Origin of the sequence: Streptomyces sp. NRRL F-2580 (genome assembly GCF_000720115.1) — a bacterium.
GTDB lineage: Bacteria > Actinomycetota > Actinomycetes > Streptomycetales > Streptomycetaceae > Streptomyces.
This window is the reverse complement of record NZ_JOIR01000011.1, coordinates 96,556-118,279: the sequence shown is the minus strand read 5'-3', so window position 1 is coordinate 118,279 and position 21,724 is coordinate 96,556. Positions and strand designations below refer to the sequence as shown.

The window sequence follows — 21,724 nt, the reverse complement described above, 5'->3', positions numbered from 1 at the left end:
AGGCCCAGAACCCTGCCCGGGGAGGGCGTCCGTCAGCCACGCGGCAGCGTGGCCACGACCTCGTACGCGTCCTGCGTGCGGCGCGCCGTCAGGGTCCCGCCCAGGCTGCGGACGCGCTCGGACATGCTCGCCGTGCCGGAGCCCGCCGAGACGGGGGCCCGGCGGCCCGGGGTGCGGGCCGGCAGCGCGTTGCGCACGGCGATCCGCAGCTGCGGTCCGTCGGCCGCGATCGACACGTGGATGGTCTCCCCGTGCGCGTGCTTGGCGGCGTTGGTCAGGCACTCCTGCACCACCCGGTAGACCGCCGCCTGGCGCAGCGGCGAGAGCCCGCGCACCTCCCGGTCCATGGCGAGCCGCACGGGCGATCCCGCCCGCCCGCTCTCCTCGGCCAGCGCGGGCAGCCCGTCCACGCCCGGGGTCGCGGCCCGCTCCCCGCGCTGCACGATGATCTCGTTGAGCACCAGGTGGGCGCGGCGCGCGGTGTCGGCCAACTCCTCGAAATCCGGTCCGTGGGTCGTCTCCCGCGCCCGCACCGACAGCACCTCGGAACGTACCGTCAGCAGGGTCAGCTCCCGCCCGACGAAGTCGTGGACGTCGCGGGCGACGGAGGTGCGCTCCTGCTGGACGGCCTGCAGCACGGCGGACTCGGCCCGCCGGGCGGTGAGCTCCCCCACCAGGTCGTGCCGGTAGGCGGCGATGCCGACCGCCGCGGCGAGCACCCCGATGGGCACGAACAGGCCGAGGAAGCCGCTGAGCGTCTCCGCCTTGTCCGCCGCCCAGCCCGGCACGCAGGAGAACAGGAGCAGCGCGAAGCCGACGTACCCGATGGTGGCCAGGACCGCGGCCCGCCGGCCCCGGTAGCGGCCCACCGAGTACAGCGCGAACTGGATCAGGGTCAGCTCGTGCAGCCATCCGATGAACAGCAGCGCGGCCACGTACGAGATCCAGGGCGTCCGGCGGCGCACCAGGAGGCTCGTGCAGCCCACGGCGAGCACGACGGCGGCGGCGGGCCCGCTCAGCGAGTTGTCGGTGGCGGCCAGTCCCGGCAGGTCGAGGGCCATCAGGCCGAGGCAGCTCAGTGCCGTGAGCACGTCCAGCGCGCGCGGCGATCCGGCCCAGCTCTCGGTGAGCCGGCGGCCGGAGGCCACCCACCGGTGGTACGCCGAGACGAGGGGCTGGACGCGCATGCTCCCCATCTTCCGTGGTCAGTGGATCGGATCGGATCGACGGAGACCGAAAACGCAGTGATTTAGGGCACTTCGGACAGGCCGGAGGCCCCGGCTTCCCGCGACCTTCCGCCCGGCCCCGGACCGGCCGCACCCGGCTGGCCTCGCCGCACTGGCTGGTGCCGCTCGCCGGGTACGCCGTACTGGCCGCGCCGGTCCTGGCGCAGTTCGGCACCCGCCTCCTGTGAGACCGTCCCCCGGACGGGGAACGCATAAGGCGAAGGCCCCCGCGTCGACCGACGGTGCGGGGGCCTTCGCCCTGTGCCTGTTGCCTGCGCCTGCGGACCGTCAGGCGGCGGGCAGCGCGGCCAGCTGGGCCTGGAGGCGCGCGATGTCCGCCTCGGCCTTGGCCAGCCGGCCCTTGATCTTGTCCACGACGTTGTCGGGGGCCTTGGCGATGAACGCCTCGTTCCCCAGCTTCGCCTCGGCCTGCTGCTTCTCCTTCTCGGCGGCGGCCAGGTCCTTGCTCAGCCGCTTGCGCTCCGCCGGGATGTCGATCGTGCCCGACAGGTCGAGCTCGACGGTGGCACCGCCCACCGGGAGGCTCGCGGTGGCCTCGAAGCCCTCGCCCTCCGGCTGCAGGCGCAGCAGCTGGCGGATGGCGGCCTCGTGCAGGCCCAGCGTCGTGCCCGACAGGTCCAGGCGGCCCGGGACCTTCTGCTTGTCGTCGAGGTTCTGCTCCCTGCGGAACCGGCGGACCTCACGGACCAGGCTCTGGACGGCCTCGATCTCGGCCTCGGCGGCCGCGTCACGGAAACCGCTGTCCTTCGGCCAGTCGGCGATCACGAGGGACTCGCCACCGGTCAGCGTGGTCCACAGGGTCTCGGTGACGAACGGGACCACCGGGTGGAGCAGGCGCAGCATGACGTCGAGGACCTCGCCGAGGACCCGGGCGGAGGCCTTGGCCTGCTCGCCGCCCGCGAAGAAGGTCGTCTTCGACAGCTCCACGTACCAGTCGAAGACCTCGTCCCACGCGAAGTGGTAGAGGGAGTCCGACAGCTTCGAGAACTGGTAGTCGTCGTAGAACGCGTCGACCTCGGCCACGGTCTTGTTGAGCCGCGACAGGATCCAGCGGTCGGTCGCCGACATCTCCTCGACGGCCGGCAGCTCGCCCTCGATCGTGGCGCCGTTCATCAGCGCGAAGCGCGTGGCGTTCCAGATCTTGTTGGCGAACTTGCTGGAGGCCTGGACCCAGTCCTCGCCGATCGGGACGTCGACGCCCGGGTTGGCGCCGCGGGCCAGGGTGAAGCGGACGGCGTCGGAGCCGTACCGGTCCATCCAGTCCAGCGGGTTCACCGCGTTGCCGAAGGACTTCGACATCTTCTTGCCGCGCTCGTCACGGACCATGCCGTGCAGGGCGATGGTGTGGAACGGCGGGGTGCCGTCCATCGCGTACAGACCGAACATCATCATCCGGGCGACCCAGAAGAAGAGGATGTCGTAGCCGGTGACCAGGACGGAGTTCGGGTAGAACTTCGCCAGGCTCTCGGTCTGGTTCGGCCAGCCGAGGGTGGAGAAGGGCCACAGGCCCGACGAGAACCACGTGTCGAGGACGTCGGTGTCCTGGGTCCAGCCCTCGCCCGCGGGCGGCTGCTCGTCCGGTCCGACGCAGACGACCTCGCCGTTCGGGCCGTACCAGACGGGGATGCGGTGGCCCCACCACAGCTGGCGCGAGATGCACCAGTCGTGGAGGTTGTCGACCCAGTCGAAGTAGCGCTTCTCCATCTCCTGCGGGTGGATCTTGACCCGGCCGTCGCGGACCGCGTCACCGGCGGCCTTCGCGAGCGGGCCGACCTTGACCCACCACTGCATGGACAGACGCGGCTCAATGGTGGTCTTGCAGCGCGAGCAGTGGCCGACGGAGTGGGTGTACGGGCGCTTCTCGGCGACGATCCGGCCCTCGGCGCGCAGCGCGGCGACGATGGTGGAGCGGGCCTCCAGCCGGTCCAGACCCTGGAAGGGGCCGTGGGCCGTGATGATGGCGTGCTCGTCCATGACGGCGAGGTTCGGCAGGCCGTGGCGCTGGCCGATCTCGAAGTCGTTCGGGTCGTGCGCCGGGGTCACCTTGACGGCGCCGGTGCCGAACTCCGGGTCGACGTGCTCGTCCGCGACGACCGGGATGCGGCGGCCGGTCAGCGGCAGCTCGATCTCGGTGCCGACGAGGTGCTGGTAGCGCTCGTCCTCCGGGTGGACGGCGACGGCGGTGTCGCCGAGCATCGTCTCGGCGCGGGTGGTCGCCACGACGATGGAGGCGTCGCCGTCCCCGTACCGGATGGACACGAGCTCGCCCTCGTCGTCCTGGTACTCGACCTCGATGTCGGAGATCGCGGTGAGGCAGCGCGGGCACCAGTTGATGATGCGCTCGGCCCGGTAGATGAGCTCGTCGTCGTAGAGCTTCTTGAAGATGGTCTGGACGGCCTCGGAGAGGCCCTCGTCCATGGTGAAGCGCTCGCGCGACCAGTCGACACCGTCACCGAGGCGGCGCATCTGGCCGGAGATCTGCCCGCCGGACTCGCCCTTCCACTGCCAGACACGCTCGACGAACGCCTCACGGCCCAGGTCGTGGCGGGACTTGCCCTCCTTGGCGAGCTCGCGCTCGACGACGTTCTGGGTGGCGATGCCGGCGTGGTCCATGCCGGGCTGCCACAGCGTCTCGAAGCCCTGCATGCGCTTGCGGCGGGTCAGGGCGTCGATGAGCGTGTGCTCGAAGGCGTGGCCCAGGTGGAGCGAGCCCGTGACGTTCGGCGGCGGGATGACGATGGTGTACGGCGGCTTCTCGCTCTTCGCGTCGGCCTCGAAATACCCACGCTCTACCCAGCGCTCGTAGAGCTTCCCCTCTACCTCGGCCGGCGTGTACGCGGTCGGCAATTCGGAGTTGGGGCTGCTGGGTGTCTGCGTGTTCTCGGTCACGGGCCACAGTTTACGGCCGTAACAGTCCAGTCATGAAACCGGTAATGAGGGGGCCCGCCGCCCCGGGTGCCATGCGCTTCCGCCAGGATGTGTGGAACGGATAAGCAAAAATGGACAGCCAACCTCATTGGGGGACGCGGGATGAGTTACAACCAGCCAGGGCCCTACGGCCAGCAGCCGCAGCAGCCGGGACCGTACGGGCAGCAGCCGCAGCCGGGTCCGTACGGCCAGCCCGCCCCCCAGCCCAACCCGTACGGCCAGCCCGCCCCGCAGCCGGGCTACGGCTACCCGCAGCAGCCGGGCGTTCCCCCACAGGGCTACCCGCAGCAGCCTCCGACGCCGGCGTACGGCTACCCGCAGCAGCAGGCTCCGTACGGCGGGCAGCCGCCGAAGAAGTCCAAGGCCGGGGTGATCATCGCCGTGGTCGTCGCGGTAGCGGTCGTCGCCGGCGCCGGCTGGTACTTCACGAAGGGCGGCGGCGCGGGCGGCGCCATCGCGGCCGACACCAAGGGCTACAAGCTGGTCGCCCCGGAGTCGGTGGACGACTTCAAGAAGGACCCGAAGTTCGAAGAGAAGCCCTTCACCGACAAGGACAAGAAGGAAGCCGAGTCGGTCGGCGTCAAGAACGCGACCCAGGTGGGCATGAACTACCAGGCCGGCGACCCGAAGAACCCGCTGTCGGCCAAGGGCCTCAACTTCTCCGGTGTCTACGGTGAGGTCAGCGACCCGGAGAAGGCGGTGGACGGATACTTCGCCATGGCCAAGCTGAACGCCTCCAAGGACGGCAAGTCGGAGGTGCAACTCGTCGGCAGCCCCAAGACGATGAACCCGGCGGGCTTCAAGGGCGCCGTCATGAAGTGCCAGGACATCAAGTTCACCTCGAAGGACACCAGCACCAAGGGGCCCAAGGAGGCCACGCTGCCGTTCTGCATCTGGGGTGACTACAGCACCCTGGCCATGGTCAGCGCCTCGGACGTGGCGTCCATCCTCGCCGGCAAGCCGGGCTACACCCAGGAGCAGGCCGCGGAGCTCGCCGCGAAGCTCTACAACACCGCCCGCGTCAAGAAGTAGCGGCGCGGCAGGACATGCAGAAGGGGCGCCCCCCGGCCGGGGGGCGCCCCTTCTGCATGCCGCTCTGCGGACTACGCGGACTTCTCTTGCGGGCCCTGGTCCTTCGGGACGATCCTCGGGACCAGCGTCGGGTTGACGTTGGAGCGGACCACGTCGGAGGTGATGACCACGCGGGCCACGTCCTTGCGGGACGGGACCTCGTACATCACCGACATGAGGACCTCTTCCATGATGGCGCGCAGGCCGCGCGCGCCGGTCTGGCGGAGGATCGCCTGGTCGGCGATGGCCTCGAGGGCCTCGCGCTCGAAGTCCAGCTCGACGCCGTCGAGTTCGAACAGCCGCTGGTACTGCTTCACCAGGGCGTTGCGCGGCTCGATCAGGATCTGGAGCAGGGCCTCGCGGTCCAGGTTGTGCACGGAGGTCAGCACGGGGAGGCGGCCGATGAACTCGGGGATCATCCCGAACTTCACCAGGTCCTCCGGCATGACCTCCTGGAACTGGTCGCTGGCCTCGATCTCGCGCTTCGAGCGGATCGTCGCCCCGAAGCCGATGCCCTTGGCGCCCGCACGCGACTCGATGATCTTCTCCAGGCCGGCGAAGGCGCCGCCCACGATGAAGAGCACGTTCGTCGTGTCGATCTGGATGAACTCCTGGTGCGGGTGCTTCCGGCCGCCCTGCGGCGGGACGGAGGCGGTCGTGCCTTCCAGGATCTTCAGGAGGGCCTGCTGTACGCCCTCACCGCTCACGTCGCGCGTGATCGACGGGTTCTCGCTCTTGCGGGCCACCTTGTCGATCTCGTCGATGTAGATGATCCCGGTCTCGGCCTTCTTGACGTCGTAGTCGGCGGCCTGGATCAGCTTCAGCAGGATGTTCTCGACGTCCTCGCCGACGTACCCGGCCTCCGTCAGCGCCGTCGCGTCGGCGATGGCGAACGGGACGTTCAGCATGCGGGCGAGGGTCTGCGCGAGCAGCGTCTTGCCCGAACCCGTGGGGCCCAGCAGCAGGATGTTGGACTTCGCGAGCTCGATCGCGTCGTCCCGGCCCTGCGCGCCGCCGTTCTCGCCCGCCTGGACCCGCTTGTAGTGGTTGTAGACCGCCACGGAGAGCGCCTTCTTCGCCGGCTCCTGGCCGACGACGTAGCTCTCCAGGAACTCGTAGATCTCACGGGGCTTGGGGAGTTCCTCCCACCGGACCTCGGAGGTCTCCGCGAGTTCTTCTTCGATGATCTCGTTGCAGAGGTCGATGCACTCGTCGCAGATGTACACACCGGGTCCTGCGATGAGCTTCTTCACCTGCTTCTGGCTCTTTCCGCAGAACGAGCACTTGAGCAGGTCGCCGCCGTCACCGATGCGTGCCACGAGGTGCTTCCCCTTCGCCTGGGAGACGCCTGGTTCAGCGCTCCTGGTGCCTCATATCCGACGGTACCTTGCCGGGGGCCCCATGCGGGGCCCCCTTGACGTGGTTCACATCGCCGAATCCGGCGGCGGTTCCACGCCAACTGGCGGCAAGGATCAGTGCGAACTCTTGCGGGTGGAGATGATCTGGTCGATCAGGCCGTACGCGAGCGCGTCCTCGGCCGTCAGGATCTTGTCGCGCTCGATGTCGTCGCGGATCTTCTCGATCGGCGTCGTCGAGTGCTTGGCCAGCATGGTCTCCAGCTGGTCGCGCATGCGCAGGATCTCGTTGGCCGCGATCTCGAGGTCCGAGAGCTGCTCACGGCCGGTGCCGCCGGACGGCTGGTGGATCAGCACGCGGGCGTTCGGCAGGGCCATGCGCTTGCCGGGGGTGCCGGCGGCGAGCAGGACCGCGGCGGCGGAGGCCGCCTGGCCCATGCAGACCGTCTGGATGTCCGGCTTCACGAACTGCATCGTGTCGTAGATCGCCGTCAGCGCGGTGAAGGAGCCGCCGGGGCTGTTGATGTAGATCGAGATGTCGCGGTCCGGGTCCATCGACTCCAGGCACAGCAGCTGCGCCATGACGTCGTTGGCGGAGGCGTCGTCGATCTGCACACCGAGGAAGATCACGCGCTCCTCGAAGAGCTTCGCGTACGGGTCGTACTCGCGCACGCCCTGCGAGGTGCGCTCCACGAAGCGCGGGATGACGTAGCGGTTGTCCACCTGCGGGCCGGTGTAGAGGCCGCTCGCGGAGAAGTTGTTCTGCATCTGGGTGTTCACCATCCTGGTGGCGTTCTGCGGGCTGTCGACTGCTGGGTACTGACGGTGGTGCCGGGATCAGGCCCCGGTGCCGCCGCCGCCCGGAACGTTGGACGCGGCCGAGATGATCTCGTCGATGAGGCCGTACTCCTTGGCCTCCTCGGAGGTGAACCAGCGGTCACGGTCACCGTCGCGAATGATCGCCTCGACGGTCTGGCCCGAGTGGAACGCGGTGATCTCGGCCATCCGCTGCTTGGTGCGCAGCAGGTACTGGGCCTGGATCTTGATGTCCGACGCGGTGCCACCGATACCGGCGGAGCCCTGGTGCATCAGGATGTCGGTGTTCGGCAGGGCGAAGCGCTTGCCCTTGGCGCCACCGGTGAGCAGGAACTGCCCCATCGAGGCCGCCATGCCCATGCCGATGGTCACGACGTCGTTGGGGATGTACTGCATGGTGTCGTAGACGGCCATGCCGGCCGTCACGGAGCCACCGGGGCTGTTGATGTAGAGGTAGATGTCCTTCTCCGGCTCGGCGGCCAGGAGCAGGAGCTGTGCGGTGATCTTGTTCGCGATGTCGTCGTCAACCTGCTGGCCGAGGAAGATGATGCGCTCGCCGAGCAGCCGGTTGTAGACATGGTCGCCGAGGCCGCCACCGATGGACGGCTCACCCGCGGCGTAAGGCTTCAGATTCGTCACGTATCCACCTGCTCGTCTCCGACGGCCATGTGCCGTCTCAGCGTCTCGTTCTGGGGCGCGGTCCGGCCGGTGCGGACGAGTCCGCCGGCGTCCGGGTACTCACGTGCCCTCGTATTCATGGACCCTAACGCGCAGGTCGGACAACGCCATCCCGCTTCCCGAACTGTTCGCTCGGAGCGCAAGGTCCCGAGGCCTTTCGGGCGCCATGCCGAAGGGCCCGGACGCGGCTGCGTACGGGCCCTTCGGGGCACTGCTCAGTGGGCTCCGCCCGGGGTGTTACTTGGCCTCGTCGGCCTTGACCTCGTCGTCACCCTCGACGGCGGCCTCGGCGGCCTCGACGGCCGTCTCGACCTCGTCCTCGTCGTCGGAGAGGTCCACGACGTCACCGTTGGTGTCGACGACCTTGGCGGCCTCGACGACGACCGCGAGGGCCTTGCCGCGGGCGACCTCGCCGACCAGCATCGGGACCTGGCCACCCTCGACGACCGCCTGGGCGAACTGGTCGGGGGACATGCCGGAGGACTGGGCACGGCGCATGAGGTGCTCGGTGAGCTCCTCCTGGTTGACGCCCAGCTTCTCCTTGTTGACCAGCGCGTCGAGGACGAACTGGGTCTTGATGCCCTTGATCGCCTGCTCGGAGGTCTCGGCGTCGAACTCCTCGACCGTCTTGCCCTGGAACTCCAGGTACTTCTCGATGGTCAGACCCATCTGGCCGAGCTGGTGGTGCTCCAGGTTGTGCTTGCGGGTCTGGACCTCGTCCGCGAGGAGCTTCTCGGGGATCGGGACCTCGACGAGCTCCAGCAGCTTCTCCAGGACGCGCTCCTGGGCCTGCGTGGCCTGGTCGTACTGCTTCATGTTCTCGAGGCGCTTGCGGCTGTCCGCCTTGAGCTCCTCAAGGGTGTCGAACTCGCTCGCCATCTGCGCGAACTCGTCGTCCAGCTCCGGGAGCTCCTTGGCGGAGACCTTGGTGACCTTGACGGTGACCTCGGCGTCCTTGCCCTCGGCGGAGCCGCCCTTCAGCTGGGAGGTGAAGGTGGCCTCGCCACCGGCCTCCAGGCCCGTGACGGCCTCGTCGATGCCCTCGAGGAGCTCGCCCGAGCCGATGGTGTACGAGACGTCGGAGGCGACGCCGTCGGGCAGCACCTCGCCGTCGACCTTGGCCTCCAGGTCGATGGTGACGACGTCACCGTCGGCGGCGGCGCGCTCGACGTCCTTGGTGGAGCCGAAACGGCCGCGCAGCTGCTCGACCGACTTCTCGACGTCCTCGTCGGAGACCTCGATGGCGTCGACCTCGACCTCGATGCCGGAGTAGTCCGGGATCTCGATCTCGGGACGGACGTCGACCTCGGCGGTGAAGGCCAGCAGCTCGCCGTCCTTCAGCTCCGTGATGTCCACCTCGGGCTGGCCCAGCGGGTTCAGGTCGGCCTCGTTGACGGCCTCGGTGTAGAACTTCGGGAGGGCGTCGTTGACGGCCTCCTCCAGCACCGCACCGCGGCCGAAGCGCTGGTCGATGACGCGGGCCGGGATCTTGCCCTTGCGGAAGCCCTTCACCGTGACCTGCTGGTTGATCTTCTTGTACGCCGCGTCGAGGCTGTCCTTGAGCTCCTCGAAGGGCACCTCAACAGTGAGCCGAACCCGAGTCGGGTTCAGGGTCTCCACGGCGCTCTTCACGGTTCGGTCTCCTTGTGGCTGACTTCTGGGGGATCTGCCGTCTCGCTGAGATGCAGCGGTTCAGCGGACTTCGGCCCGGTACATCAGACACACGGGCACGCAGCTTGCATAGTAGCCGCAAGCGGCAATCAGCCCACAACGCGATCTTGTGGAGACACTGCTGTTGGTCGGGGTGGCCGGATTCGAACCGACGACCTTCCGCTCCCAAAGCGGACGCGCTACCAAGCTGCGCCACACCCCGTCGGTGCGACACGTAGGGTACATGCCCGGAGACCCTCTGATGTGCGGGGTTTCCCGATGCGTTTCGGGCTCGTCCGGCGCGCGGGCGCGAAATGTGGTGTGCGCTCCCCCTGCGCGACCCGCTAGGATGCTGTCCGTGCCGCGGTCCCGGACCGTCGGCGCGCGCGTTGCGGGTGTAGCTCAATGGTAGAGCACTAGTCTTCCAAACTAGCTACGCGGGTTCGATTCCCGTCACCCGCTCTGAAGCACAGAGGGCCAGGTCAGAGGACGTTTCCTCGACCTGGCCCTTCGTCATTCCCGGGGCCCCGATCAGCTCCGCGTGCCCCCTGCGTGCCCCTTGCGCTGCGGATCTTCCTTCGTGCCCTTGGGCTCTTCCGGCCCTTCTTCACGAGCCCGCTCAGCGCGTCGGCGATCAGCCGGTCCCGGCCGGCGCTCGCGTGCTGGTGGATGAGTGCGGCGCGGGCGGTGCTGTGTCCCCTGCGCGTCGTCAACTCGCGTGTGCTGGCCCGTTGACGCGGCGAGCGTGTTGCCCGTGCGCCGGAGATCGTGAAAGTGCAGCCCCTTGAGCCCGGCTTCCCGACACGCCTTGTGCCACAGCCGGTTGAAGTGGCTCCGGCGCGGTGTCGTCCCCTTGGCGCCGACGAAGACACGCCCATCGGCGCCGGCCGGCTCAACGTCCCGCCGCTGGAGGCCGATCAGCTCACCCCAGCACAGGCCGAGGAACCCGGCCACGAGGACGAGGGCACGGTAGCCCGGCTGGATCGCCTCCGCCGGCGCGTAGACCTCCTTGAGGACGGCTCGTCCGGCCTCGTTCTGGAGCGTGACGACTCGCTCTCAGCAGCTCCGCCGAAGTCCGCCGCTGATCCGCACCTGCGGGACGAACCCAGCCGCCCCTGGTGAACGGGGTCCGGGGGCGAAGCCCCAGGACATTTTGTTCCCGCACCTCAGCAAAGCTGCTCAGGGCCTGCTCTCGAAGTCGGGTGTCAGGTTGTGCCAAGATCGCGGGATGCTGCGACTCACCGATTTCATCATCGACTGCCCGGACACGATGAAGCTGGCAGCTTTCTACTCCGAGGTGACGGGCCGTCCGATCAAGGAAGGCAGCTCTGAGGACTGGGCTGGCATCCGGTTCGGCGAGATCGAGCTGGCATTCATCCGGGTGGACGACTACCGCGCTCCGCAGTGGCCCGACAGCGAGCACCCCAAGCAGTTCCACCTCGACTTCGAAGTGGACGAGATCGAGTCCGAGCAGCGCCGCGTCCTCGACCTCGGCGCGACGCTGAGGCAGGACTTCATCGGCCCCAACGGCTACGGCTGGCAGGTCTACACCGACCCGTTCGGCCACCCCTTCTGCCTGTGCCGCAACAAGGGCGTCATCTGGACCGATCAGGGCCCGGTTTGGCCCAAGCGCGACTAAGCGGCTTCGACGTTGCCGACCGTCGGATCCGGTCGCGATGCGGTAGCGATGTGCCGCAACCTCAAGCCGCTCCCCGAAGCCCGGATCACCTGCCTGCTGAGCGACCTGGCGGCCCGGATCGACGCCAGCCGCATCGCCCTCGCAGCAACGGGCAACCAGCTCGGCAGGAGTTGCCGACGCGGCCGCTCAGGTCTCGAACACGCCCAGCCGTTCCCCCACGGCGAGCGCCACTGAGGCAGCCACCAGCACGAAGATGCCGAGGCCGCCGAGTACGTACGTCACCCATGGCATCGCTTGCCGCAAGCGGCCGGATCCCTCACGCCCACGCGCGACCCGGAAACGCCGGAGGAACAAAGCCACGCCCACCAGGCAGAGGGCCGCACCCCCGAGCTGCATCAGCTTCAGACCCCAGTGGAGAAGGGCGAGAAGCACGGTCGAGATCAGCAACCCCACAGCCGCGCCACTCCCTCTCTTCCACCGGTGATCATGGACCCGGACTCCCGGGCTCGGACTCCCGGGCTCGGACTCCCGGGCTCGGACTCCGGGCCGCAACCGAATGCCAGGGTGGGTCCGGAGCACCGCGGGCACAGCGCCCGCAGCCGAGAGTACCGCCGCGTACCTTGCCGGCTGACGGCCTCACCCTCAGAACCGACCACCCGAGAGGACCCCGCAGCTGATGTCCATATGGCCTTCGATCGTTGCCGTACTCGGCACCCTCGCCGGTGCCCTGACGGCCGGACTCCTCCAGCACCGTTCGGCACGCACCGCGCGCGCCGAGGAGCGCGCCGTCAGCCACCGCCAGGACCAGCTCGGCGCCGTCACCGACTTCGCGGCCGCCCTGGACGCGCACCGCTCGGCGATGTTCCATCGGGAGCGGCTGACCATGACCGAGGCGGGCGCCGAACACCAGCTGGACGCTCAGACGAAGTCCCACGACACCCGGGCGGCGATCACCGCGCCCCACATCCGCCTTCAGGTCCTGGTCCCCGAGCTGGCCGGCCCCGCCCAGCAGGCCGCGGATGCCACGTACGCGCTGCGCAAGGCCACCGACAGGGCCGAGCTGGACGCGCGGCGGCAGGCGGCCAAGGAAGCGTCCGCCGCCTTCATCGCCGCGGCCGCCACGCTGCTGAGCCCCGACCACCGCTGACCGAGGGCGGCAACCGGCACCGGAAGGCGAGTGGGAAGGTGCAGGTCAGTGGCGTGGCTGGGCGGCTCAGAGCTTGATGTTGGAGATCATCGTCGCGAGGGAGTTGAGGAAACGGTTCACGTCGTCCGCGATCGAGCTGGACGCCAGGAAGAAACCAAAGAGGGCCGCGACGATGGCGGGGCCCGTCTTGATGTGGTTGCCGCGGATCAGCACCACCAGGATGACCGCCAACAGAACCACCACTGACAGCGAAATGGCCACTACTGATCACACCTTCGGTCGTCCCCTGGTCGGCCCGGGGCGCACGGCCGCGCACACCCCCACATGGACCATCCTCCCACCAACGGGCCCCGGCTATCCGTCCCGTGGCGAATCGCCGTGCTTCCGTTTCCGCCCACCACATGTGCGCCGGGCATGTTTCGGGCGCGGGGCCCGGGTTACGGGGCGGTGAGACCGAGCAGGGACCGGACATACGCGTACTTCGCGGACAGCCGCTCGCGCGTGGGGTCGTCCAGTACGGAGAGGCGCACGGGGTCGGCGTTGTGCGCCAGGTCGGCCTCCTTGACGAGGAGGGCGCCGGGGGTGGCGAGGATGCGGGCCGTGTACTGCTCGACCGGTTCGCCGGGGCGCTTGGTGACCGCGAGGACCATGTCCTTCACGTGCTGCGGCAAGGCGGCGGAATCCAGCCAGGTGAGGCTGAGGGCCTCGTCCTCGATCGCGTCGTGGAGCCAGGCCGCCGCCTGCTGTTCGGGGCTGCCGCCGCGCAGGCGGACCCCCTCGGCGACGGCCGCGAGGTGCTCGGCGTACGGCCTGCCGGCCTTGTCGGTCTGGCCCTCGTGCGCCGTGCGCGCCAAGGCCTCGACCTCCACGAGTGTCAGGGGACGGCTGGTCATGCGATCTCCCTCGCTGCTGTGCCGAGGGCCTCGGCGGCCCGGCGTACGTCCGCCTGCGTGGTACGCCAGTTGGAGAACGCGGCGCGCAGGGCGGGGGTTCCACCGTAGACGGTCGGGGTGACGAAGACCTTGGCGGCCGCGGCCTCGCGCAGGGCGGTGAGCCGGGCGGGGGTGGGGTCGGCGGCGAGGGTGAAGCAGACGACGTTGAGGCGGACCGGGGCGAGGAGGGTGAAGGCGGGGTCCTCCTCCAGCGCGGCGCCCAGGGCGCGGGCGCAGGCGATGTCGCGTTCGACGATCTCGCGGTGGCCGTGGCGGCCGTACGCGCGGAGCGTGAACCAGGCGGCGAGGGCGCGCAGCCGGTGGGAGTTCTCCGGGGTGAGGTGGACGAGGTCGGGGTGGTCGCCGAGGGGGCCGAGGTAGGCGGCGGAGTTCTGGAAGACGCGGGCCTGGAGGTCTTGGCGGCGGGTGAACTGGACGGCGCTGTCGTAGGGGACGTTGAGCCACTTGTGCAGGTCGACGCAGAGGGAGTCGGAGGCGTCGAGGCCGGCGGCGAGGTGCGCGTGGTCCGGTGAGAGGGCGGCGAAGGCGCCGAACGCGGCGTCGGTGTGCAGCCAGAAGTCGTGGCGTTCGCGCAGGGCGGCGATGGCGGGGAGGTCGTCGAAGTCGACGGTGTTGACGGTGCCCGCGTTGGCGACGACCACGGCCGGGCCGGGGGTGCCGGCGAGCGCGCGGTCCAGGGCGGCCGGGTCCACGGCCTCGCGGCCGGGCAGGGTCGGGACCGTGACGAGGGAGCGGCGGCCCAGGCCGAGGACCGAGAGGGCCTTGCCGATCGAAGAGTGCGGGGCGCCGGAGAGCACGCGGACCGCGCCGAGGGCGGCGACGCCGTCCTCGGCCGGGGAGACGCCGAGGCGTTCGCCGAGCCATTCGCGGGCGATGGCGAGGCCGGTGGTGTTGGACATGGTGGCGCCGCTGACGAAGGTGCCGGTGTGGGCGGCGGAGAGGTGGAAGAGCTCGCGCAGCCAGCCGACGGTCTCGCGTTCGAGGTCCTGGCCGGCGCCGTCGAGGGCGGAGTTGGAGTTCTGGTCGTGGGCGGCGGTGAGCCAGTCCCCGGCGAGGGCGGCGGGGGTGGCTCCGCCGGTGACGAAGCCGAGGTAGCGGGGGCCGGCGGAGGCCGAGAGCCGCGGCTCCCAGCGCGCGCGGAAGGCGGCGAGGGCGGCGTCCGCGCCGGTGCCGTGCTCGGGGAGGGGCTCGGGGTCGGATCCGGGGTCGAGGGGCTTGCCGCCGGGCGGTACGACGGGCGGTACGACGGGACGCGCGTCGAGGGACGCGAGCGCGTCGGTGGCGGCGCGGCGGGTGGCGTCGAGCAGGTCGGGGAGCCGGGCGAGGTCGGCGGCGAGCGTGCGGTCCATGGGGGCACGGTAGGCGCGCCGCGCCCTGCCGGGGCGGGCCAATCCGCGCGAATTGGCCCACGCGTCGCCGCCGCCGGCCTGGCCGGCCCACGAGAAACGGCCCGCCGGCCGGACCCCGCGTGGTCCGGCGGCCCACGGGCGCGGCGGGCGCGGGCAGCACGGGCCGGGCGGGCCGGGCGGGCAGCACGAGCCGGGCGGGCAGCGCGGGCAGCGCGGGCAGCGCGGGCAGCGCGGGCAGTGCAGGCAGCGCGGGCAGTGCAGGCGGGTCGGGCAGTGCAGGCGGGTCGGGCAGCGCAGGCTGAACGGACACCGCTGGCGGGTCGGGCAGCGCAGGCTGAACGGACAGCATGGGGGGGCGGGCAGCAGGGGCAGCGGGGGCGTCTCCTCGGGCGCCGAACGTGACGAGGGGTCGGAGAGCTGGGCGGAAGTGCGTTCGGCGCCCTGCGGGGATCACCCCGACACACACCCGACCCGCCGAAACCGCCCTGGGGGTCGGAGCCTCCTGCCTGGTCCCACGGGAACCGGTTGGGGCCTCTGTGATGGCGGGGCGTCGTAGGCTCGGCGGATGGTCGCGAAGCGGTGGATGGGTGGCGTTGTCGGGGGCGTGGTCGTGGCGGGGGTGCTGGCGGGGTGCAGTACGCCGCCGGCGCCGCGGGCCGCGCCGGGGCCGACCTCCGGGCCGCAGGTCAGACCCACGCAGCAGGGCACGGAGGCGAGACCGAACCCCAACTCGCCCACCCCGGAGCCCACGCCTGACGGCAAGTGCCCCGAGGGCGGGGTCCGGCTCGTCGAGACGGGCGGGGACGCGGCGATGGGGCTGCGGGTGGAGGGCTTCCAGCTGGTCAACTGCGGTACGGAGCCCTACGTACTGGAGGGCTACCCGGAGGTGTCGCTGCGGGACAGCCGCAACGATCCGCTGGAGGTCACGGTGGAGCACGGCGCGGAGGGGATCACCACGGGCGTGCCGAACATCGACGCGGCCCCGGAGCGGGTGACGCTGGCGCCGGGACAGGCCGCGTCGTGGTCGGTGGTGTGGCGCAACCTCGTCACCGACGCGACGGTGACGGCCACGACGGTGCCGGTGCTGGAGATCGCGCCCCGCCCCGGAGCGCCCCGGCTGTGGATGCGGCTGGCCCGGCCGTTCGACCTAGGGAACACCGGGAAGCTGGGGATCGGCCCGTGGACGGCGGTGACCCGGTGATCGTCTGGCTCAACGGGCCCTTCGGGGGCGGCAAGACGCAGACGGCGTACGAGGTGCACCGGCGGCTGCCGGGAAGCGTCGTGTGCGATCCCGAGCACGTCGGGTTCGGGCTGCACCGGATGCTGCCGCCGGCGCTGCGCGGCGATTTCCAGGACCTTGCGGCCTGGCGCCAAGGGGTGTTCGAGGTGCTGGACCTCGCGGCGCGGCGGCATCCGGGCGTGGTGCTGGTGCCGATGACGGTCACGGAGCCGGCCTATTTCGCGCAGACCGTGGGGCGGCTGCGCGAACAGGGGCACGACGTACGGCATTTCGCGCTGCTGGCACAGCGGGAGACGGTGCTGCGGCGGCTGCGGGAACGCGGATTGGGCCGCGGGCTGAAGCGGGACAGCTTCGCGGTGGCCCGCCTGGACGGGTGCCTGGAGGCGCTGCGCGCGCCCGAGTTCGCGCAGCACGTGACCACCGACCGGCTGACCGTGTCCGAGGTCGCCGACAGGGTGGCCGCCTCGGCTGGGCTGGACCTGGCCCCGAACACCGACGGCGCGTTGCGGGGGCGGATCCGGCGCGCGCTGATCGGCGTGCGGCACATCCGCTTCGACTAGGCCGTCTGATTCAGCCCCGAACCCCGCTCCTCAAACGCCGATTGTGCGGCGGACGGTGTGGCGCGGCTCAAAGGAGACGCCCCGGCGCGCGCCCGCCCCCGGCACAACCGGCCCCCACCCGACCCCGCCCAAGCGGCGCAGCCAACCGGCCCCCACCCGCTCGGCCCCGGCGCAGCCCGACCCGGCCCGAGCGGCGCAGCCAACCGGCACAACCGGCCCCCACCCGACCCCGCCCGAGCGGCGCAGCCGACCGGCGCCCCGTGCCCGGCTAGGCCGCCGCGGGAGCGGGGGTGCGGTGGGGTGTGAGGGTCGTCATGCGGGCCGCGATGGTCGTGGCGGGGCTGCGCGGGAGGTGGTCCGCGATCAGGCCGTCGGCGAGGAAGAGCACCTGGTCGGCGTGGGCGGCGGCGGCCGGGTCGTGGGTGACCATGACGACGGTGGCGCCGAGCGCGTCCACGGCGTCCCGGAGCAGCCCGAGGACCTCGGCCGCGGTGGTGGTGTCGAGGGCGCCGGTGGGTTCGTCGGCGAAGACCACGTCGGGCCGGGTGACCAGGGCCCGGGCGAGGGCCACGCGCTGCTGCTGGCCTCCGGACAGTTCGGCGGGGCGCCGGCCGCCCTTGCCCTCCAGGCCGACGCGCGCGAGCAGGTCGGCGGCGCGGGCCCGGCCCTGGTGCGCGGACCGGCTGCCGGCGAGGCGCATCGGGAGCAGCACGTTCTGCTCGACGGTCAACGACGGCAGCAGGTTGAAGGCCTGGAAGACGAAGCCGAGGCGGCTGCGGCGGAGCTCGGTGAGCTCGTTCTCGTTCATGCCGGTGATCTCGGTGCCGCCGAGGCGGACGGAGCCCTCGGTGGGCAGGTCGGGTCCGGCGGCGCACTGCAGGAAGGTGGACTTGCCGGAGCCGGAGGGGCCCATCACGGCGGTGAAGCTGCCGCGCGGCAGGCTGAGGTCGATCCCGCGCAGTGCGTGCACGGTGGCGGCCCCCCGGCCGTACTCGCGCCGTACGCCGCGCAGCTCGACGGCGGCCGCGCCGTCGTACGCCGCCTGCGCGCTCTCGCGCCGGCGCCCGCTCCGTCGGAGCCCCATGGTGTGCCGCCTTTCGCCGTGGCCTTGATCGTGGTTGCGACGCTACGGATCACGGGGGCGGCCGGCCATGGCGCGGCCCGGCGCAGCGGTGGTGGGGCAAACCCCACCCCGTTCAGGCGGAGCGGCGGATGAGGAGCAGGGCGCGGTCGTCGTTGACGTCCTTGGCGACCTTCTCGATGAGGTGCCAGGCGGCGCCCTCCCAGCCGGCGGCGACGTAGCGGTCGGCCTCGCCGGTGAGGCGGTCGATGCCCTCGCTGATGTCGCGGTCGGAGGTCTCGACGAGGCCGTCGGTGAAGAGCATCAGGACGTCGCCGTGGCGGAGGTTGCCGCGGGCGGGGGTGAATTCGGCGCCGTCGTAGACGCCGAGCAGCGGGCCCTCGCCGGACTTCTCCTGCCAGCGGCCGGTGCCCGCGGAGAGTTGGAGGGCGGGGAGGTGGCCGGCCGAGAGGAGTTCGTAGTCGCCGGTCTGCAGGTCGAGGACGAGGTGGATGGAGGTGGCGAAGCCCTCGTCCCAGTCCTGGCGGAGCAGGTAGCCGTTGGCGGCGGGCAGGAAGCCGTGCGGGGGCAGGGCGCCGAGGAGTCCGCCGAAGGCGCCGGACAGCAGCAGGGCCCGGGAGCCCGCTTCCATGCCCTTGCCGGAGACGTCGGTGAGGACGATCTCCAGGGTGCGGCCGCCGTTGGTGCGGGCCGCGACGACGAAGTCGCCGGAGAAGGACTGGCCGCCGGCCGGGCGCAGGGCCATCTCGCGGTGCCAGCCGCGCGGCAGGGCGGGCAGTTTGCTCTGGACGCGGATCCGCTCGCGCAGGTCGAAGAGCATGGTGCCGCCGCGCCGCCAGGGCACGCCGACGCGGCTGCGGAACTGGGCGATGACCAGTCCGAAGAACCCGCAGGCGGCGACGACGAGGACGGTTCCGGGGGTGACGCGCGCCGGGCCCTGGGTGTAGGGGCCGAGCACGAGGGCCTCGACGATCAGGGCGGCCGCGGAGGCGGCGTACAGGCCGAGCAGGCTGGCGGGGCGCAGCAGCAGTCCGCCGGCGACGATCGGCAGGACGAGCGCCGACGGCGAGAACCAGACGGGCAGCATCATCGTGCCGCAGGCGATGGCGGGGACGGTCAGGAGGAGCCCGGCGAAGGCGAGCCAGTCGGAGGCGTCGCCGCGGAAGTAGTCGACCGCGGATTTGCGCAGGGCGGTGCGGCCCCGGTGCGACAGCATGCGCATCCGGGCCATGAGGGATTCCACGCGTGCTCCGGCCATTGCTTCGGGACCCTATCCATCCTGGCTGTGGATGCGCAGGGGTACCCCCGGACCCGGGGCCCGTCGGCGCTCGAAAACACTTCGACCGAGACGGAATGCCCTGATAGGGATGGCCGTATGGCTCTTGAGATGCGCGTATTACAGGCTGATGAGTGGGATGTCTGGTACGACCACCTGGAACTGGCGTTCGGCGGTGTGCCCGAGTCCCCCGAAGAGCGGAACCTCTACAAGGCGCTGACGGAAGCGGAGCGCTCGCTCGGTGTCTGGGACGGCGCCTCGTGCGTCGGCTCGGCCGGCGCCTTCAGCTTCCGCGTCTCGGTGCCGGGCGGGGCGGTCGTCCCCGCGGCCGGGGTCACGATGGTGGGCGTCTCCCCCACGCACCGCCGGCGCGGGGTGCTCAGCTCCCTGATGCGGCGGCAACTGGACGACATCCGGGCGGGTGGCGAACCTATCGCCGTGCTGACGGCCTCGGATCCGGCGATCTACGGGCGGTTCGGCTACGGCACCGCGACGTACGCCCTGGACGTGGACATCGACACGACCCGGGTACGGCTCTGCGTGCCGCCGGGCACGGACGAGGTGCGGCTGCGCCTCGTCGATCCGTCGGCGGCGCTGGCCGACTGCGAGCGGGTGTACGCGGCCCTGGTCCCGCGGCGGCCGGGCATGCCGGCCCGGCAGCCGGGCTGGGAGGGGCAGCCGCTGCTGGACCCGGCCGGGTCGCGCTCCGGCGCGTCGCCGCTGAAGTGCGTGGTCGCCGAGCGGGCGGACGGCGAGGTGGTCGGGTACGCGCGCTACCGGGTGAGGGCCGACTGGAGCCGGTCCGGCTCGGACGGCAAGGTCGAGGTGAGCGACCTCGACGCGCTGGATCCGGCGGCGTGCGCGGCGCTGTGGCGCTACCTCTTCTCGATCGACCTGACCTGGAGCGTGCGGGCGTCCCGGCGGCCGGTGGACGATCCGGTGCTGCACCTGGTCACGGACGTGCGGCGGTCGCAGCCGCGGGTCCGGGACTCGTTGCACCTGCGGCTGGTGGACCTGGCGGCGGCGCTGGAGGCGCGGACGTACGGGGCTCCGATGGACGTGGTCCTGGAGGTCGGGGACGCCTTCTGCCCGTGGAACGCGGGGCGGTGGCGGCTGGTCGCGGACGCCAGGGGCGCCGCCCGCTGCACGCGGACCGAGGAGCCGGCGGACCTGGAGCTGTCGGTCCGGGAGCTCGGTTCGGCGTACTTGGGCGGTTTCACCCTCGCCTCGCTCGCCGCGGCCGGCTTCGTGCGCGAGCTGCGTCCGGGCGCGCTGACGGAGGCCTCGCGCGCCTTCGCCGGGGACGTGGCCCCGTGGCTCCCGCACGGCTTCTAGTACCGGTTCCGGTACCGGGGCCGGTCTAGCGCTGCTGGCAGGTCGGGCACCAGAAGAGGTTGCGGGCGGCGAGGTCGGCGGTGCGGATCTCGCCACCGCAGATGTGGCAGGGCAGGTTGGCCCTGCGGTAGACGTACACCTCGCCACCGTGGTCGTCCACGCGCGGCGGCCGGCCCATCGCCTCGGGCAGGTGCTCGTCGCGGACCGTGTCGATGCGGTTGTTCCGTACGCCCTCGCGCATCAGGGCGGCCAGGTCCGCCCACATGGCGTCCCATTCGGCGCGGGTGAGGTCCTTGCCGGCGCGGTACGGGTCGATGCCGTGCCGGAAGAGGACCTCGGCGCGGTAGACGTTGCCGACGCCCGCGACGATCTTCTGGTCCATCAGCAGGGCGGCGACGGTGGTGCGGGACCGGGAGATCCGCTTCCAGGCCCGCTCGGGGTCGTCGTCCGGGCGCAGCGGATCGGGGCCGAGCCGTTCGTGTATCGCCTTCTTCTCGCCCTCGCCGATCAGCGCGCAGGCGGTGGGTCCGCGCAGGTCGGCGTAGTGCTCCTCGTTCAGCAGGCGCAGCCGGACCGTGTCGGTGGCGGGCGGGGCCGGGGCGGGGCCGAAGCCGAGCTTGCCGAAGAGTCCGAGGTGGATGTGGATCCAGGCGTCGCCCAGTTCGAGGAAGAGGTGCTTGCCGTGCGCCTCCGCGCCTTCCAGTGCGCGCCCGTCGAGCAGGGCCGCGCTCTCGGCGAAGCGGCCCTGGGGGCTGCTCACGCGGACCGGGCGGGCGGCGAACCGCTCGGTGTGGTCCTGGGCGAGTCGGTGGATCGTATGCCCCTCGGGCACGGCGGACTCCTGAGAAGAATGAAAACGGCCGTGCCACCCCAGGAGGGAGCGGCACGGCCGGAAGCGGGATCAGCCCTGCGGGTGGTGGGCCGGGATGGGGGGGAGCTCGCCGGTCTGCTCGTAGGCGGTGAGCATGTCGATGCGGCGGGTGTGCCGCTCCGCGCCGGAGTACGGGGTCTTCAGGAAGGTGTCGATGAAGCTGACGACCTCGTCCTGGGTGTGCATGCGGCCGCCGACGGAGATGACGTTGGCGTTGTTGTGCTCGCGGCCCAGCTCGGCGGTCTGGACGCTCCACGCGAGGATGGCGCGGATGCCCTTGACCTTGTTGGCGGCGATCTGCTCGCCGTTGCCGGAGCCGCCGATCACGATGCCGAGGCTGCCCTCGTCCGCGGCGGTCCGCTCGGCGGCACGCAGGCAGAACGGCGGGTAGTCGTCCACCTCGTCGTAGATGTGGGGCCCGCAGTCGACGGGCTCATGGCCGTTGTCCTTGAGCCAGTCCACCAGGTGGTTCTTGAGCTCAAAGCCGGCATGGTCGGATCCGAGGTACACGCGCATGGCACGAGTGTG

Annotated in this window: 20 protein-coding genes and 2 tRNA genes; 7 read left to right on the top strand and 15 right to left on the bottom strand. The window is 71.1% G+C overall.

The features are described from left to right. Window positions 1-32: 32 nt before the first annotated feature. Entirely contained in the window at window positions 33-1,187 is a 1,155-nt protein-coding gene (locus IF88_RS0113960; RefSeq protein ID WP_030710848.1) for a sensor histidine kinase, read from the bottom strand. Window positions 1,188-1,514: 327 nt separating this feature from the next. Continuing rightward, entirely contained in the window at window positions 1,515-4,136 is a 2,622-nt protein-coding gene (locus IF88_RS0113955; RefSeq protein ID WP_030710845.1) for a valine--tRNA ligase, read from the bottom strand. Between the two features lie 141 nt (window positions 4,137-4,277). Between IF88_RS0113955 and IF88_RS0113950 the strand changes: the two genes are divergently transcribed. Continuing rightward, window positions 4,278-5,207: a hypothetical protein gene (locus IF88_RS0113950; protein WP_030710843.1), complete on the top strand. Its 930-nt coding sequence runs from the start codon at window positions 4,278-4,280 to the stop codon at window positions 5,205-5,207. Window positions 5,208-5,278: 71 nt separating this feature from the next. Here IF88_RS0113950 and clpX read toward each other — a convergent pair whose 3' ends face one another. The 5 genes from clpX to IF88_RS0113925 all read right to left on the bottom strand — a co-directional run bounded on the left by clpX (window position 5,279) and on the right by IF88_RS0113925 (window position 9,968). Further along, window positions 5,279-6,565, bottom strand: a complete 1,287-nt coding sequence (clpX, locus tag IF88_RS0113945) for an ATP-dependent Clp protease ATP-binding subunit ClpX (RefSeq protein WP_030710841.1) — start codon at window positions 6,563-6,565, stop codon at window positions 5,279-5,281. 153 nt (window positions 6,566-6,718) lie between these two features. Continuing rightward, window positions 6,719-7,384: an ATP-dependent Clp protease proteolytic subunit gene (locus IF88_RS0113940; protein WP_030710839.1), complete on the bottom strand. Its 666-nt coding sequence runs from the start codon at window positions 7,382-7,384 to the stop codon at window positions 6,719-6,721. Window positions 7,385-7,438: 54 nt separating this feature from the next. Then, a complete protein-coding gene (locus tag IF88_RS0113935) occupies window positions 7,439-8,056 on the bottom strand; it encodes an ATP-dependent Clp protease proteolytic subunit (RefSeq protein ID WP_030649990.1) in 618 nt (205 codons plus the stop codon). A 276-nt stretch (window positions 8,057-8,332) separates the two neighbouring features. Continuing rightward, window positions 8,333-9,727 (bottom strand): trigger factor, encoded by a 1,395-nt coding sequence (gene tig, locus IF88_RS0113930; protein WP_030710837.1) that lies wholly within the window; start codon window positions 9,725-9,727, stop codon window positions 8,333-8,335. Between the two features lie 164 nt (window positions 9,728-9,891). After that, window positions 9,892-9,968 (bottom strand) — tRNA-Pro (locus tag IF88_RS0113925). Window positions 9,969-10,136: 168 nt separating this feature from the next. On the opposite strand from IF88_RS0113925, the gene IF88_RS0113920 reads away from it, so the two are divergent. Both IF88_RS0113920 and IF88_RS0113910 read left to right on the top strand, forming a co-directional pair. Beyond that, window positions 10,137-10,207: transfer RNA gene (locus IF88_RS0113920), tRNA-Gly, on the top strand. Window positions 10,208-10,973: 766 nt separating this feature from the next. Further along, the gene (locus tag IF88_RS0113910) at window positions 10,974-11,384 is read left to right on the top strand and encodes a VOC family protein (RefSeq protein ID WP_030710833.1); all 411 of its coding nucleotides are present in this window, start codon (window positions 10,974-10,976) and stop codon (window positions 11,382-11,384) included. A gap of 186 nt (window positions 11,385-11,570) precedes the next feature. Here IF88_RS0113910 and IF88_RS0113905 read toward each other — a convergent pair whose 3' ends face one another. Next, window positions 11,571-11,837, bottom strand: a complete 267-nt coding sequence (locus tag IF88_RS0113905) for a hypothetical protein (RefSeq protein ID WP_030710831.1) — start codon at window positions 11,835-11,837, stop codon at window positions 11,571-11,573. A gap of 223 nt (window positions 11,838-12,060) precedes the next feature. Here IF88_RS0113905 and IF88_RS0113900 point away from each other — a divergent pair, with 223 nt between their 5' ends. Then, a complete protein-coding gene (locus tag IF88_RS0113900; protein WP_030710829.1) occupies window positions 12,061-12,531 on the top strand; it encodes a hypothetical protein in 471 nt (156 codons plus the stop codon). Window positions 12,532-12,597: 66 nt separating this feature from the next. On the opposite strand, the gene IF88_RS0113895 is transcribed toward IF88_RS0113900, so the two are convergent. The 3 genes from IF88_RS0113895 to IF88_RS0113885 form a co-directional block, all read right to left on the bottom strand. Continuing rightward, a complete protein-coding gene (locus IF88_RS0113895) occupies window positions 12,598-12,792 on the bottom strand; it encodes a membrane protein (RefSeq protein WP_030710827.1) in 195 nt (64 codons plus the stop codon). Window positions 12,793-12,968: 176 nt separating this feature from the next. Further along, entirely contained in the window at window positions 12,969-13,424 is a 456-nt protein-coding gene (locus IF88_RS0113890) for an HD domain-containing protein (protein WP_030710825.1), read from the bottom strand. Then, window positions 13,421-14,833 carry a pyridoxal phosphate-dependent decarboxylase family protein gene (locus tag IF88_RS0113885; protein ID WP_030710823.1) on the bottom strand — a complete coding sequence of 471 codons (1,413 nt, stop codon included), beginning with the start codon at window positions 14,831-14,833 and terminating at the stop codon, window positions 13,421-13,423. The genes IF88_RS0113890 and IF88_RS0113885 overlap by 4 nt, the downstream gene beginning before the upstream one ends. 565 nt (window positions 14,834-15,398) lie before the next feature. On the opposite strand from IF88_RS0113885, the gene IF88_RS0113880 reads away from it, so the two are divergent. Next, window positions 15,399-16,034 (top strand): DUF4232 domain-containing protein, encoded by a 636-nt coding sequence (locus IF88_RS0113880; RefSeq protein ID WP_078892879.1) that lies wholly within the window; start codon window positions 15,399-15,401, stop codon window positions 16,032-16,034. Continuing rightward, on the top strand, window positions 16,031-16,633 hold the full coding sequence (locus tag IF88_RS0113875) for an AAA family ATPase (RefSeq protein ID WP_030710819.1): 603 nt from the start codon (window positions 16,031-16,033) through the stop codon (window positions 16,631-16,633). Before IF88_RS0113880 ends, IF88_RS0113875 begins: the two co-directional genes overlap by 4 nt. A 268-nt stretch (window positions 16,634-16,901) precedes the next feature. On the opposite strand, the gene IF88_RS0113870 is transcribed toward IF88_RS0113875, so the two are convergent. Together IF88_RS0113870 and IF88_RS0113865 are read right to left on the bottom strand one after the other, a co-directional pair. After that, window positions 16,902-17,717: an ABC transporter ATP-binding protein gene (locus IF88_RS0113870; protein WP_030710817.1), complete on the bottom strand. Its 816-nt coding sequence runs from the start codon at window positions 17,715-17,717 to the stop codon at window positions 16,902-16,904. 112 nt (window positions 17,718-17,829) lie between these two features. Further along, entirely contained in the window at window positions 17,830-18,972 is a 1,143-nt protein-coding gene (locus IF88_RS0113865; protein ID WP_030710815.1) for a PP2C family protein-serine/threonine phosphatase, read from the bottom strand. Between the two features lie 117 nt (window positions 18,973-19,089). Between IF88_RS0113865 and IF88_RS0113860 the strand changes: the two genes are divergently transcribed. Further along, entirely contained in the window at window positions 19,090-20,325 is a 1,236-nt protein-coding gene (locus IF88_RS0113860; RefSeq protein WP_030710813.1) for a GNAT family N-acetyltransferase, read from the top strand. 25 nt (window positions 20,326-20,350) lie between these two features. On the opposite strand, the gene IF88_RS0113855 is transcribed toward IF88_RS0113860, so the two are convergent. Both IF88_RS0113855 and IF88_RS0113850 read right to left on the bottom strand, forming a co-directional pair. Then, the gene (locus tag IF88_RS0113855) at window positions 20,351-21,157 is read right to left on the bottom strand and encodes an Fpg/Nei family DNA glycosylase (protein WP_030710812.1); all 807 of its coding nucleotides are present in this window, start codon (window positions 21,155-21,157) and stop codon (window positions 20,351-20,353) included. Between the two features lie 69 nt (window positions 21,158-21,226). Then, window positions 21,227-21,712, bottom strand: a complete 486-nt coding sequence (locus tag IF88_RS0113850; RefSeq protein ID WP_030710811.1) for a ribose-5-phosphate isomerase — start codon at window positions 21,710-21,712, stop codon at window positions 21,227-21,229. Window positions 21,713-21,724 lie beyond the last annotated feature (12 nt).